Source organism: Pseudomonas sp. SO81 (assembly GCF_030374125.1).
Taxonomy (GTDB): Bacteria; Pseudomonadota; Gammaproteobacteria; order Pseudomonadales; family Pseudomonadaceae; genus Aquipseudomonas.
The window spans coordinates 1,535,832-1,549,155 of record NZ_CP126126.1; the positions used below are offsets into that span (position 1 = coordinate 1,535,832).

The following is a 13,324-nucleotide window of genomic DNA, read 5'->3' on the forward strand; positions in this document are numbered from 1 at the left end:
TTGCCGGGGATGCCCATGTCCGCACTGCTCGACGCCTGGCGTCACGCGCCGACCCACCGCCGGGTGTGGGCGATGGCCGCGCCGATGATTCTGTCCAACCTCTCGGTGCCGCTGGTGGCGCTGGTGGATGCGGCGGTGATCGGCCACCTGCCGCATACCCAGCAGCTCGGCGCGGTGGTGGTGGGTGGCAGCCTGTACGCCATGCTGGTCGGCGTGTTCGGCATTCTGCGCATGAGTGCCACCGGTTTCGCCGCCCAGGCGGTCGGGCGTGGCGATGGCGGCGCGCTGCGCCTGGTGCTGCTGCAGAGCCTGGCCCTAGCCGCGGCCATCGCCCTGCTGATCGGCGTGCTGGCGATTCCGCTGAGCGACCTCGCGCTGCAACTGATGCGCCCCTCGGCCGAGCTGGATGCCCTGACCCGAGACTTCTTCCACGCCCGCCTGTTCGGCCTGCCGGCGACACTGGCCTGCTCGGCCCTGGTCGGCTGGCTGCTCGGCACGCAGAACGCCCGCGGCGCGCTGGCGGTGATGCTGACCACCAACCTGCTCAACGTCGCGCTGAACCTGTGGTTCGTCCTTGGCCTGGACTGGGGCGTGCTCGGCTCGGCGCGGGCCTCGGTGGTGGCCGAGTGGTGCGGCGCCCTGCTCGGCCTGGCCTTGGCCTGGCGCACCCTCGGTCGCCATCCGGGGCGGATCTCGCTGGATGCCCTGCGCCAGTGGCGCGGCTGGCAGGCGCTGCTGGCGGTGAACCGCGACATCCTGATCCGCACCCTGGCCCTGCACCTGGTGTTCTTCCTCATCACCGTGCAGGGCACCCGCCTGGGCGACGCCACGGTGGCAGCCAATGCCCTGCTGCTCAACGGCCTGCTGGTCGCCGCCTTCGCCCTGGATGGCCTGGCCCACGCGGTGGAGGCCCTGTGCGGACATGCCATCGGCGCCAAGGATCGCCTCACCCTGCGCCGCTCGCTGGTGGTGGCCGGCGGCTGGTCGCTGCTGGGCAGCCTGCTGTTCGCCGCGCTGTTCCTGCTCGGCGGGCGACTGTTCATCGACCTGCAGAGCGACATCGCCGAAGTGCGCGGCGCCGCCTACCCTTATCTGCCGTACCTGGCGCTGCTGCCGCTGATCGCCGTGTGGAGCTACCTGCTCGACGGCCTGTTTATCGGCGCCACCCGCGCCCGCGAGATGCGCAATGCGATGCTGCTCAGCGTGGCCCTCGGCCTTCTGCTCGGCTGGCTGCTGCAGGGCCTGGGCAACCACGGACTGTGGCTGGCTTTTCTATGCTTCATGCTGATGCGCGGTCTGACTCTGGCCATCCAGGCCTGGCAGCTGCGCCGACGAGACGCCTGGTTCGGCGCGAATTACTGAGCGGAGACGGATATGTTGCCTGCCCCCTGCCCTGCCGACGAAGACCTGCGCCAGCAGGCGCTGGACAATCTGAACGTGGTCGATACACCGGCCGAGCTGTACCTGGACACCCTGGTGCGCCTGACCCGCGAGCTGTTCGAGGTGGAGACGGTGCTGATCAGCCTGATCGACCGCGACCGCCAGTGGTTCAAGGCGCGCATCGGCCTGGACGTGGCGGAGACTCCGCGCGACATTTCCTTCTGCGGCCACGCCGTGGCGGCGCGCAGCCCGCTGGTGGTGGAAGACGCCCACCTCGACCCGCGCTTCGTCGACAACCCGGTGGTCACCGGGCCGCCCTTCATCCGCTTCTATGCCGGCCAGCCGCTGTACAGCAGCGACAACCAGCCGATCGGCACCCTGTGCATGCTGCACCCGCAGCCACGCGGCCTGAACCAGCAGGAGCGCTTGCGCCTGCGCGACCTGGCCATCCTGGTGGAAGGCTATCTGCAGCTGCGCAGCGTCAGCCTGCAGGCGCACAAACTGCGCGAGGCGGTGGACCGCGAACAGCGCAAGGCGCTGATCGACCCGCTGACCCAGTTGTGGAACCGCGCCGCCCTCAATCAGTTCTTCTCCCGCGAACTGGCCAGCGCCACCAGCGCCGGCTTGCGCCTGGGCCTGATCTACGGCGACCTCGACCACTTTAAGCAGGTCAACGACCAGTTCGGCCACGCCGGTGGCGACCAGGTGCTGTGGGAAAGCTCGCGGCGCATGGGCGCGGCGCTACGCCCGGACGACCTGCTGGTGCGCCTGGGTGGCGAGGAGTTCATCGCCCTGGTCTCGGTGCACGACGCCGGCGAGCTGAGCCATATCGCCGAACGCATGCGCAAGGCGATCGGCGATACGCCGATGACGGTCGCTTCCAAGCCGCTGCCGGTCACCATCAGCCTGGGCACCGCGCTGCTGCTATCGGGGGAAAACCAGGGCGACCTGCTGGAACGCGCCGACCAGGCCCTGTACCTTGCCAAGAAACAGGGCCGCAACAGAACGGTCCACGCCGAACCAGCCATCTGAGGAGTTCCCATGGCCGACGCCATCGCCGCCAGCCTGCACTACCTGTCGATCTTCGTGCTGTTCGCCCTGCTCACCTGCGAGCACGTGCTGTTCAAGGCCGAGCTGGATGTGGCCACGGCGCGCAAACTGCTGCGCATCGACATGATCTACGGCGCCAGCGCCGGCCTGGTCCTGCTCACCGGGCTGGCGCGGGTGATCTGGTTCGGCAAGGGCCTGGACTACTACCTGCACAACTGGGTGTTCCACGCCAAGGTCAGCCTGTTCATCCTGGTCGGCCTGCTGTCGATCCTGCCCACCCTGACCTTCTTCAACTGGCGCAACGACCTGCTGGCCGGCAAGGCGCCGACCATCACCCCGGCCCAGGCCAAACGCACCATCATGGTGATCCGCCTGGAGCTGCTGATCCTGGTCTGCCTGCCGTTCCTGGCCAGCCTGATGGCGCGCGGGGTCGGCTTCTTCAGCTGAGTAGCAGGTAGCCCGGATGCAATCCGGGGAGGTCGCTCCCGAATTGCATCCGGGCTACGAGCGCACATGAAAAAGCCCGGCGATTGCCGGGCTTTTTTTGTTGCTTGGACCAGGTGGAGAAGCTGCCGCGCACTACCGACAAGCCCCTCACCCCGGCCCTCCCCCGGAGGGAGAGGGAGCGCCTCAGGTCGCCAGATAGGAAGAGCGGGTCAGCCCCAGCCGCAGCGCATCGAGGTACTGCGCGCGCTCGTTGGCGGTGAGCTTGGCGCTGGCCACCTTGTCGCGGTAGTAGGTCATCAGCTCCTCGGGCGACAGGTGCACGTAGCGCAGCATGTCCTCGATGGTGTCATGGGTCTCGATACCGGTGTGGTACACGCTGCCGTCCGGGTGCTGGTAGATGTTCACCGAGTCGGTGTCACCGAACAGGTTGTGCATGTCGCCGAGGATCTCCTGGTACGCACCGACCAGGAACACGCCGAGCACGTAGTCCTCGCCCTCGCGCACTTCGTGCACCGGCAGACTGGTCTCGATCGACTGCTCGTCGACGTACTGCTTGATCTTGCCATCCGAGTCGCAGGTCAGGTCCTGCAGCACCGCGCGGCGCAGCGGCTCCTCCTCCAGGCGGGTGAGCGGCAGGATCGGCAGGATCTGGCCGATGGCCCAGGTGTCCGGCAGGCTCTGGAACACCGAGAAGTTGCAGATGTACTTGTCGGCCAGCTTGTCGTTGAGTTCGTCGAGCACGGCGCGGTGCGAGCGCTGACGCGCCTTCAGCTGGTTGTGCAGGCGGCGGCAGATGGCGAAGTAGCTCTGCTCGGCCAGGGCCTTCTGCGACAGGCTCAGCTTGCCGGCGGAGTACTGCGCGGCCACTTCCTCGATGTAGTGGGTGGCTCGCCAGTAGGTCTCGGCGACCATTTCCGGATCGCTGTCCTCGAGCAGTTCGATCAGCACCTGCAGCACTTCCGGCTGCTCGACGCTCGCATCGATCTGCGGCACCTCGTCGTTGTGGCGCTCCACGTCGGTCACCTGCACCACCAGCACGGCATGGTGCGCGGTCATGGCCCGGCCACTCTCGGAGAAGATGTGCGGATGCGGGATGTCCTGACGGTCGCAGAACTCCTTGAGCATGTCGACCACGGTGGCGGCGTAGTCCTCCATGTCGTAGTTGATCGAGCTGGCGTTGCGCGAGTGGGTGCCGTCGTAGTCCACGCCCAGGCCGCCGCCGACGTCGATGTGGTCCACCGGCAGGCCGAGGGCACGCAGTTCGCCGTAGTAGCGGATGGCCTCGCGGAAGCCCTTGCGGTAGTCGGCCAGGTTGGCGATCTGCGAGCCCATGTGGAAGTGCAGTAGACGGATGCCCTGGTCCAGCTTGGCCTGCTTGAGGCGCTCGACCACCGAGAGGATCTGCGCGGCGGACAGGCCGAACTTGGACTTCTCGCCACCGGTGTCGGCCCACTTCGAAGACGCCAGGGAGGACAGGCGCACGCGCAGGCCCACCTGCGGAGTGACCTTGATCTTGGCCGCCTCCTCGATGACGAACTGCACCTCGGATTCCTTCTCGATCACGATGAACACGTTGTGGCCGAGCTTCTGGCCCATCAGCGCCAGGCGGATGAACTCGCGGTCCTTGTAGCCGTTGCAGACGATGGTGCCGCCCTTCGGCGCCAGCGCCAGGACGGCCATCAGCTCGGGCTTGGAGCCGGCTTCCAGGCCGATGGAGACGTCCTGGGTGGCGATGATGTTCTCCACCACCGCTTCCTGCTGGTTGACCTTGATCGGGTACAGCGCGGTGTAGCGGCTGCCGTACTCGAGGCGCTCGATGGCGGCGTCGAAGGCGCTGGTCAGCTGGCGCACGCGCGACTGCAGGATGTCCGGGAAGCGCACCAGCAGCGGCAGCGACAGGCCGCTCTCACGCAGGCCGTCGAGCTGGGCGTAGAGATCGATCGGCGCGCTGTCCGGGCCGTTGGGACGCACTTCGACGCGGCCGGCATCGTTGATCGAGAAGAAGCCGGCGCCCCAGTGGCGAATACCGTAGACGCTGCGGCTGTCCGCAACTGTCCATTGGCTACCGTCGTCTTTGCGTGTGCGTCTTGCGGCCATCGAGGTCTCCTGTGAGGCAGATAAAGAGCTGCCGCCCGGCAGCAGATATAAGAGCATGGATGTGACGATTGCAGGAGAGTGGACTGCCCCTCCTGCCAGGAAGTTTAGGAAGTGGCGCGTCAGCCGCCGGACTTCTTGGCCTTGAATCCGCGCTTGGTCAGCTCTTCGAGCAGCAGCTCGACCATGTCGCCCTGGATTTCGATGACGCCGTCCTTCAGCCCACCGCCGCAACCGCAACGCTTCTTCAGCGCGCTGGCCAGCTCCTTGAGCTCGGCCTCGGCCAGCGGCACGCCGGTCACCGTGGTCACGGTCTTGCCGCCGCGGCCCTTGGTCTCGCGGCGCACGCGGGCGATGCCATCGCCTTCGGGGATGACGCTCTTCTTGCAGATGCAGGCATCCACCGGCTGGCCGCAATCGGGGCAATGCCGACCGCCATCGGTGGAATAGACGAGACCGCTCAGGGCGGAGAACGACGAAGCTTTCTTGACCACCGGCTTTTCCTCGTAGGGGTCAGGATAGCGACTGGCTGAACGGGGGTCAGCCGCGGGGCCCCACTCAGGCAGGGGCAGCGCAACCAGGCATGGCGCCTGGCTTTGAAGGTGGCGCAGTGTAAGGGCAAAAGCCCTGCGTGCTAAGTGCGAAATTGCGCCATTGATCGACGGATTGGCGACCTCGTGCGGCATAGCGCACGCCACGTACGGAAATACTGCACAAATCCGCGCCCGGCGCGGGTTGCAGCAAGGTTCGCTCGAGCCACAACCCGGCATTTGGCAAGCGACGCTTGAGAATCAGGTCAGGTACAACGTAGGGGGTACTCGCCGAAGGCAGTACACCATCGAAGGTGGGCTGCCGCTGCGCGGCGAGACCACCCTACGCTGCGTCATGGATTGGCCAGGTACAGCCGCAGCGCGCGCAGCGAATCCGGGCAGTAGGGCTTTTCCAGCGCATCGCTCAGGGCCTGGCTCGGCGCGATGAAGTGCGCCTCCAGCACCTCCTCCGGCTGCAGCACCAGCGGCGCGTCGGATACTGCGGAGAACACGGCGCCCCACAGGCGGTTGCCCGGCTCGGCGAAGTAGAAACGCCCGTGCTCGCGCAGCGTCACCTCGGCTATGCCCAGCTCCTCGGCCAGCTCGCGGGCGGCGGACTCGGCGTAGCTCTCGCCCTCGCCGACCATGCCGCCGGCCGCCACATCCCAGTAGCCGGGATAGATGGCCTTGCTCAGGGTGCGCCGGTGCACGCACAGCTCGCCACGGGAGTTGAACAGCAGGATGAAGGTGCCGCGGCCGATCAGGCCGCGCTCGCGCAGCTCGGCGCGGGGCAGGCCGCCGAGCAGTCGGTCCTGCTCGTCGACCCAGGCGACTCGTTCGGCGTCGGATGCGGCGCGATGGGCCGCCTCGCGTTCGGCACTGGTCATTAGCCCTGGCTCAGCAGGGTCCGCAGGTCGATGATCGCGGCGTTGGCACGGGAGATGTAGTTGGCCATCACCAGCGAGTGATTGGCCAGCACGCCGTAGCCGCTGCCGTTGAGGATCATCGGGCTCCACAGCGGCTCCTGGGCCGCCTCCAGCTCACGGATGATCTGGCGCACGCTGACGGTGGCGTTCTTCTTCGCCAGCACGTCAGCGAAGTCCACCTCAATGGCGCGCAGCATGTGCGACAGCGCCCAGGCCTGGCCACGGGCCTCGTAGAACACGTTGTCGATCTGCAGCCAGGGCGTCTTCACCTCTTCCTCGCGCACCGGCACGATCTGCCCCTCGGGGATCGGCTGGTTGGGCGCCAGATCGGTATTCAGGCGCACCCGGCCGACACTGGCCGAGAGGCGCTGGGACAGCGAGCCCAGGCGGGTCGCCACGTCGCCCAGCCAGTTGTTGAGGTTGTCGGCGCGGGCATAGAACTGCGCCTTGGGCTGGCTCGGATCGGCCAGGGCCGCCAGGTAGCGGTCCAGCGATTTGATGCCCTCGGTGTACTCGGCCTCGGAGGCCGGCAGCGCCCAGCTCTTGTTGTCGAAGTTGAAGCGCGGCTCGGCCTTGGCCAGGTTCGGGTCCTCGGTGGACTGCGACTGGGAGCGGGCGAAGTCCTTGCGCATGGCCCGCGACAGGTCGCGCACCTGCACCAGAACGCCGTATTCCCAGGCCGGCATGTTGTCCAGCCACAGCCCGGGCGGGGCGATGTCGTTGGACAGGTAGCCGCCGGGCTTGGTCAGCAGGGTCTCGGACACCTGCTTGAGGGTCTCCACCGTGGTGTAGCCGCTGACCAGCTTGCGCTGGGCCTGTTCGGCCGCCGCCTGGGCGTGCTGCTGCACCGGGAACAGCTCCGGCTCCTGGCTCCAGTACCAGCCCACCAGCATGGCGCCCAGCAGGTACAGGCCCAGCAGGGTGCCCAGGGTCTTGCCCAGCCAGCCACCGGCGGCATAGCTGCGCACGCCATCGGCCTTGTCATCGACGTTGCCACGCAGCTCGCCTGCGCGATTCTTCCAGTCCAGCATGATCTTGATCCTTGATTGCGTCTTCGCTTGATCCGACCCTGTCCGCGGCCGATCGTTGTTCTGCACTATAAGTGAAGCTCAGGGTCTGAGCAGTGACAGAATGGGCTCGATGCCGCTGATTCGGCCAAATGTTGGAAAATTGACGCCAAATGACCGATGGTTGTTCCCAGGGATATCACCAGTGGTAGCATCAAGCCATCATCCAGCCCACAAGGCTGAATCACGATCAGATGCGAGTCATGAACGAGCAAGAAGACCCCAGCCGCGACCGGCTCAAGCTGCACTTCGCCAAACGCGTGATCCACCAGGCGCGCCAGGTACTCGAGGTATGGCAGCGCTTGCAGCAGGAAGAATGGGGCGCCGCCGTGATGTCCGAACTGGCCGAGACCAATCTCGGCCTGCTGCGCTACGCCGAACGCTTCGAGCAGGACGTGCACGTGCAACTGGCCCGCGCCATCGCTCAGTGCCTGGAAGCGGTCGAAGCCAACCGCGGTCGCCTGACCAGCCAGCTGATCACCGAACTCAATCAACTGATGCAGCGCCTGTCGCGCACCGGCCTGCGCCATGGCGACCAGTACGAGCAGACCTTCCTGCCCCCGCTGCGCAAGCCGGTGTACCTGGCCCTGCAGGATCAGGACCGCGCCGAGCGCCTGGCCCAGCAACTGGAATTCTTCGGTCTCTACGCCCAGCCGCTGGTCAGTGCGGAAGCCTTCCGAGCGGCCATGGCCGAGCGTCACCCGGCCGCCATCCTGATGGAAGTGGACTTCGCCGGCCCCGGCCAGGGCATGGTCCTGGCCGGCGAGGCGCAGGAGGGCCTGGAGCACAAGCTGCCGCTGCTGTTCTTCAGCCATGAGGACGTCGATACCCCGACCCGCCTGGCGGCGGTACGCGCCGGCGGCCAGGAGTTCTTCACCGGCAGCCTGGACGCCTCGAGCCTGATCGAGCGCATCGAGATCCTCACCAACGTGGTCCACTACGACCCGTACAAGGTGCTGATCGTCGACGACTCGCGGGCCCAGGCCACCCATACCGAGCGCGTGCTGAACAGCGCCGGCATCGTCACCCGTACCCTGACCGAGCCGATCCAGGCCATGGCCGAGCTGGCCGAGTTCCAGCCGGACCTGATCATCCTCGACATGTACATGCCAGACTGCAGCGGCACCGAGCTGGCTAAGGTGATTCGCCACAACGACCGCTATGTCAGCGTGCCGATCATCTACTTGTCCGCCGAGGACGACCTGGACAAGCAGCTCGACGCCATGAGCGAGGGCGGCGACGACTTCCTGACCAAGCCGATCAAGCCGCGCCACCTGATCGCCACCGTGCGCAACCGTGCGGCGCGGGCGCGCAACCTTAAGGCACGGATGGTGCGCGACAGCCTCACTGGGCTGTACAACCACACCCACACCCTGCAGTTGCTGGAGGATGCGCGCTTCCGCGCCCGTCGCGACGGCCAGCCGCTGACCTTCGCCATGCTCGACATCGATCATTTCAAGAAGGTCAACGACACCTTCGGCCACCCCATGGGCGACCGGGTGATCAAGAGCCTGGCGCTGTTCCTCAAGCAACGCCTGCGCAAGACCGACCATATCGGCCGATACGGCGGCGAAGAGTTCGCCGTGGTGCTGACCGATACCGATGCCGTCACCGCGGCCAAGGTGCTGGATGAGATCCGCCGGCGCTTCGCCGAGATCCACTACCCGGCCCAGCCCCACGACCTGACCTGCACCTTCAGCTGCGGCATCGCCGAGATGACCGAGGGCATGGACAGCAACAGCCTGTCCAAGCAGGCCGACGAGGCGCTCTACGTGGCCAAACGCGGCGGCCGCAACCGGGTCGAGATCTACCTCGGCGAGCCGACGTGAACCACGTCACAGCGTCATAAAACCGCAACCAAACCGCAATAACCTGCGGACACCGCCTCAGTAGTTTCCGGTGTCCGAACATGCGTCTCAAGCAGCTCACCAACCTCTCCACCACCCTCCTGATCACCGCCTGCCTGGCCCTGGGCGGCACGCTCTGGTGGTCGGAGCGGGCGCTGGAGCAGCCCTACCTGCTGATGCAGCGCTACCTCAACCTGTCCCAGCAGTTCCAGCAGCAGATCGCCGCCAACGTGCAGGCCTACCTGGCCAGCGGGGATGCCGTGCGCCACAGCCAGGCGACCCAGGCCATCGCCGAGCTGGAGGCGCAGTTGAGCGGGCTGCCGAGCGAACTGGCCGATACCCTGCGCCCCAGCCTGGAAGAGTTGAGCCGTTTCACCTCCAGCGACCTGCTAGCCGCCGGCAAGCTGGCGGGTGACCCGCAGGGCCTGCTGCTGCAGGCGGAGCGGGAGATGGGCGGCGCCCTGGACCAGCTGGCCCGCTATGCCGCCGACAGCGGCAATCCGCAGGCTGCCAGCTATGCCCAGCCGCTGTTCGCGGCGGCGCAACACCTGGCAAGGCTGAGCCATGCCCGCGGCAAACTGGTGAGCAGTGGCCGCAGTGAGCTGGCCGGCGACGTGGAACGCGAACTGGGCGCCCTCACGCAGCAGGCCAGTGCGCTGGACGCCCTGCCGCTGCTCGGCGTGGCCGACAGCGCCGAGACCGGCAACAGCTTCGCCGACCTGCTCGGCCTGACCGGCGACGCCGACCAGCAGCAGACCCAGGACAAGGGCATCGCCCTCAAGCGCGACTTCGCCAGCCTGGTCAAACGCTACCCGGCCGAGCTGGCGCGCACCCGCGCACTGATCCAGCAGCGCAGCGAACTGGTCAGCGCCAGCGCCACGCGCATCGAGCAACTGCAGCAGGCCCTGGCCGGCCTCGAATCGCTGGTGAAGGCCGAGCACGGCCGCATCCAGGGCGAGGCGCGCCTGATCCAGGGCCTGGTGATCGGCCTGATCCTGCTGATCGCCCTGGGCCTGGACCAGATCCAGCGGCGCCTGGGCAATGTGCTCAGCCGCCTGGCGCCGGCCCTGTCGACCTGGGCCGCCGGCGACTTCGCCGCGAATATCCAGCTGCAGGCACGTACCCGCGAGATGCGCGACATCGAGGATTCGCTGAATCACCTGCGCCGCTACCTGGTGGAGCTGGTCGGCACCATCCACCAGCACGCCGGCGAAGTGGCCGGCAGCAGCCGCACCCTGGCCGAGCTGAGCCAGGGCCTGCACGGCGGCGCCGAGCGCCAGCTGGCCGACACCGCGCAGATCCGCGATGCCCTCGGCGAACTGGAAGGCACCATCGCCCGCGTCGCCGACGACGCCAGCCAGGCCGCCGAAGCCAGCCGCGCCGCCAGTCGCGCCGTCGAGCAGGGCCAGCGCGTGATCGAACAGAGCCTCAACGGCCTGCACGGGCTGGTCGGCGAGGTGCAGGGCAACGCCCAGTCCATCGAACAGCTGGCCGCCGAAACCGCCACTATCGGCTCGGTACTCACGGTGATCCGCAGCGTCGCCGAGCAGACCAACCTGCTAGCGCTGAATGCCGCTATCGAGGCGGCGCGGGCCGGCGAGATGGGCCGCGGCTTCGCCGTGGTGGCCGAGGAGGTGCGCTCGCTGGCCCAGCGCACCAGCGGCGCCACCGAGGAGATCCAGCAACTGATCGCGCGCCTGCAGCAGGCCGCCCAGCAGTCGGTGACCGCCATGCGCGCCCAGGTCGAGCACGCCGAGGCCACCGCCGGCCAGGCCGAGCAGGCCGACGGCGCGCTGGACGAGGTGGTGGCGGCGATCCGCACCATCGCCAGCATGGCCGAACGCATCGCCGAGTCCACCGCCCAGCAGGGCGGCGCCGCCAGCGAGATCCGAGACCGCAGCGAACGCATCCATCACCTGGGCGGCGACAACCTGACCCGCATCGGCGAGGGCCGTGCCCAGGGCGAACAGCTGCTGCAGCTGGGCGGGCGCCTGCACACGGCGGTACAGGCGTTCCGCGTGTAGGCCCCACGGCGCGGCCGTCCGTCATTGGCAATATCCGCTCACGCACTGCGCCGTTGCGTCGCCTAGGGTCGCTCGGCCGACTTGGGTATGATGCCGCCACGTCTCTCGTGCGAGCCCGCCATGCGCCGTCTGCTGCCCCTGTTCCTGCTGCTGTTCACCCTGCCCGCCCTGGCCGGCCTGTTCGACGATCCCGCCCCGCGCGGCATCATCGATGATGCGCCGCTGAACAACAGCGGCGACTTCCTGCCGGTGCGCGAGGCCTTCCGCCTGAGCCTGGTGGAGAGCACGGCCAAGTCGGTGAAGCTGCGCTTCGTCAACGCCGAGGGCTACTACCTCTACCGCCACCGCTTCCAGTTCCGCATCGAGCCCAGAGACCTGGCCAAGGGCGAGGCCGTTCTGCCGGCCGGCCAGCCCAAGCACGACGAATACTTCGGCGATGTCGAGGTGTACTACGGCATCACCGACGTAACCCTGCCGATCGACAACCCCATCGACCTGCCCTTCACCGTGCACGTCGGCTACCAGGGCTGCGCCGACAAGGGCCTGTGCTACCCGCCGGAGAACGAACGCATCGAGGTGGATGGCAAGGGCGCCGCACCAACCGCCAAACCCACAGAGACATCCGCGAACGCCCCGGCGCAAACCGGCTGGACCTGGAAGGAACTGGCGCTGTTCTTCCTCGGCGGCCTTGCCCTGACCTTCACCCCCTGCGTGCTGCCGATGCTGCCGATCCTCACCGGCGTGGTCCTGCGCGGCCAGCCGGGCGGTGCGCGCAGCCTGGTGCTGTCGCTGGCCTACGTGCTGCCGATGGCGATCAGCTTCGCCATCCTTGGCGCACTGATGGGCCTGTTCGGCGCCGAGCTCAACCTGCAGGCGCGCCTGCAGTCGCCTTGGGTGCTGGCGCCCTTCGCCATCTTCTTCGCCCTGTTCGGCGCCGCCAGCCTGGGGTTCCTCGAACTGCGCCTGCCGGCTGCCATCGACGCCCCGCTGCAGCGCCTGAGCCAACGCCTGAACGGCGGCACCGTGCTGAGCGCAGCGGCCCTCGGCGTGCTCTCCAGCCTGCTGGTCTCGCCCTGCGTATCGGCACCGCTGGCTGGCGCCCTGCTCTACATCAGCGCCAGCGGCGACGCCCTCGGCGGCGGCCTCAAGCTGCTCGCCCTGGGTTTGGGCATGGGCGCGCCACTGGTGCTGTTCGCCGTCGGCGGCGGCGCCCTGCTGCCGAAGTCCGGACCGTGGATGGTCAGCGTGCGCAATGCCTTCGGCGCCCTGCTGATGGCGGTCGCCGTATGGCTGCTGGAGCGCGTGGTGCCCGGCCCGATCGCCCTGGCGCTGTGGGGTTTGCTGGCCGCCGGCATCGCCCTGTGGCTCGGCGTACTGGAACTGACGCCCAAGACTCACCACCAGAAACTCGCCCAACTGCTCGGCCTGCCACTGCTGGTCTATGCGGTAGTCGCCTGGATCGGCGCCCTGCAGGGTGCGAGCGATCCCCTGCGCCCACTGGGCCGCGCCGAGGCCGCCGTCGCCAGCGCGCCAACCAGCGCTGCCCACAGCGAATGGCAGACCATCACCACCCCGGCCGAGCTGGATGCCGCCCTGGCCGCGGCGAAGAGCGCCGGCCAGCCGCTGCTGCTGGACTGGTACGCCGACTGGTGCATCAGCTGCAAGGTGATCGAGCGCGAGGTGCTGACAGCACCGGCGGTGACCGCGCAACTGGGCGGTTACCGATTGATCCGCTTCGACATCACCGAGAGCCGTGAGGACCAGCGCGCCCTGCTCGACCGCTACCAGCTGTTCGGCCCGCCGGCGATCCTGTTCTTCGGGCAAAAGGGTGACGAATGGTCGGATCTGCGTGTCGTAGGTGAAATCAGCGCCGCCGACTTCGCCGATCGCCTGACCCGCGCCGCCGCCCGCCAGAACTGACGACGTCATATTTCTGCCGTAAATTTCGTCCATCTTGCC

Annotated in this window: 9 protein-coding genes and 1 pseudogene; 6 read left to right on the top strand and 4 right to left on the bottom strand. The window is 67.7% G+C overall.

Going from position 1 to position 13,324, the window contains the following annotated elements; genetic code table 11:
- Window positions 1-15: 15 nt before the first annotated feature.
- From OH686_RS07395 to OH686_RS07405, 3 genes are read left to right on the top strand one after another with little or no spacing between them, the layout of a single operon-like run.
- Window positions 16-1,362, top strand: a complete 1,347-nt coding sequence (locus tag OH686_RS07395) for an MATE family efflux transporter (protein WP_289537341.1) — start codon at window positions 16-18, stop codon at window positions 1,360-1,362.
- 12 nt (window positions 1,363-1,374) lie between these two features.
- On the top strand, window positions 1,375-2,412 hold the full coding sequence (locus OH686_RS07400) for a sensor domain-containing diguanylate cyclase (protein WP_289537343.1): 1,038 nt from the start codon (window positions 1,375-1,377) through the stop codon (window positions 2,410-2,412).
- 9 nt (window positions 2,413-2,421) lie between these two features.
- Entirely contained in the window at window positions 2,422-2,877 is a 456-nt protein-coding gene (locus OH686_RS07405) for a DUF2214 family protein (RefSeq protein ID WP_289537345.1), read from the top strand.
- Window positions 2,878-3,060: 183 nt separating this feature from the next.
- On the opposite strand, the gene speA is transcribed toward OH686_RS07405, so the two are convergent.
- The 4 genes from speA to OH686_RS07425 all read right to left on the bottom strand — a co-directional run bounded on the left by speA (window position 3,061) and on the right by OH686_RS07425 (window position 7,458).
- Window positions 3,061-4,974, bottom strand: a complete 1,914-nt coding sequence (gene speA, locus OH686_RS07410) for an arginine decarboxylase (RefSeq protein WP_289537346.1) — start codon at window positions 4,972-4,974, stop codon at window positions 3,061-3,063.
- Window positions 4,975-5,093: 119 nt separating this feature from the next.
- Window positions 5,094-5,465 (bottom strand): translation initiation factor Sui1, encoded by a 372-nt coding sequence (locus tag OH686_RS07415; protein WP_137974131.1) that lies wholly within the window; start codon window positions 5,463-5,465, stop codon window positions 5,094-5,096.
- 389 nt (window positions 5,466-5,854) lie between these two features.
- Window positions 5,855-6,388, bottom strand: coding sequence for an NUDIX hydrolase (locus OH686_RS07420; protein ID WP_289537347.1), 534 nt, complete (start codon window positions 6,386-6,388; stop codon window positions 5,855-5,857).
- Window positions 6,388-7,458, bottom strand: a complete 1,071-nt coding sequence (locus OH686_RS07425) for a DUF2333 family protein (protein WP_289537349.1) — start codon at window positions 7,456-7,458, stop codon at window positions 6,388-6,390. Before OH686_RS07425 ends, OH686_RS07420 begins: the two co-directional genes overlap by 1 nt.
- A gap of 230 nt (window positions 7,459-7,688) precedes the next feature.
- On the opposite strand from OH686_RS07425, the gene OH686_RS07430 reads away from it, so the two are divergent.
- The 3 genes and pseudogenes from OH686_RS07430 to dsbD all read left to right on the top strand — a co-directional run bounded on the left by OH686_RS07430 (window position 7,689) and on the right by dsbD (window position 13,285).
- Window positions 7,689-9,323: a diguanylate cyclase gene (locus OH686_RS07430; RefSeq protein ID WP_289537351.1), complete on the top strand. Its 1,635-nt coding sequence runs from the start codon at window positions 7,689-7,691 to the stop codon at window positions 9,321-9,323.
- 1,532 nt (window positions 9,324-10,855) lie between these two features.
- Window positions 10,856-11,365: pseudogene (locus OH686_RS23350) on the top strand (methyl-accepting chemotaxis protein); the annotation flags it as partial.
- 120 nt (window positions 11,366-11,485) lie between these two features.
- Window positions 11,486-13,285, top strand: coding sequence for a protein-disulfide reductase DsbD (dsbD, locus tag OH686_RS07440; RefSeq protein WP_289537354.1), 1,800 nt, complete (start codon window positions 11,486-11,488; stop codon window positions 13,283-13,285).
- The last annotated feature ends 39 nt before the right edge of the window (window positions 13,286-13,324 follow it).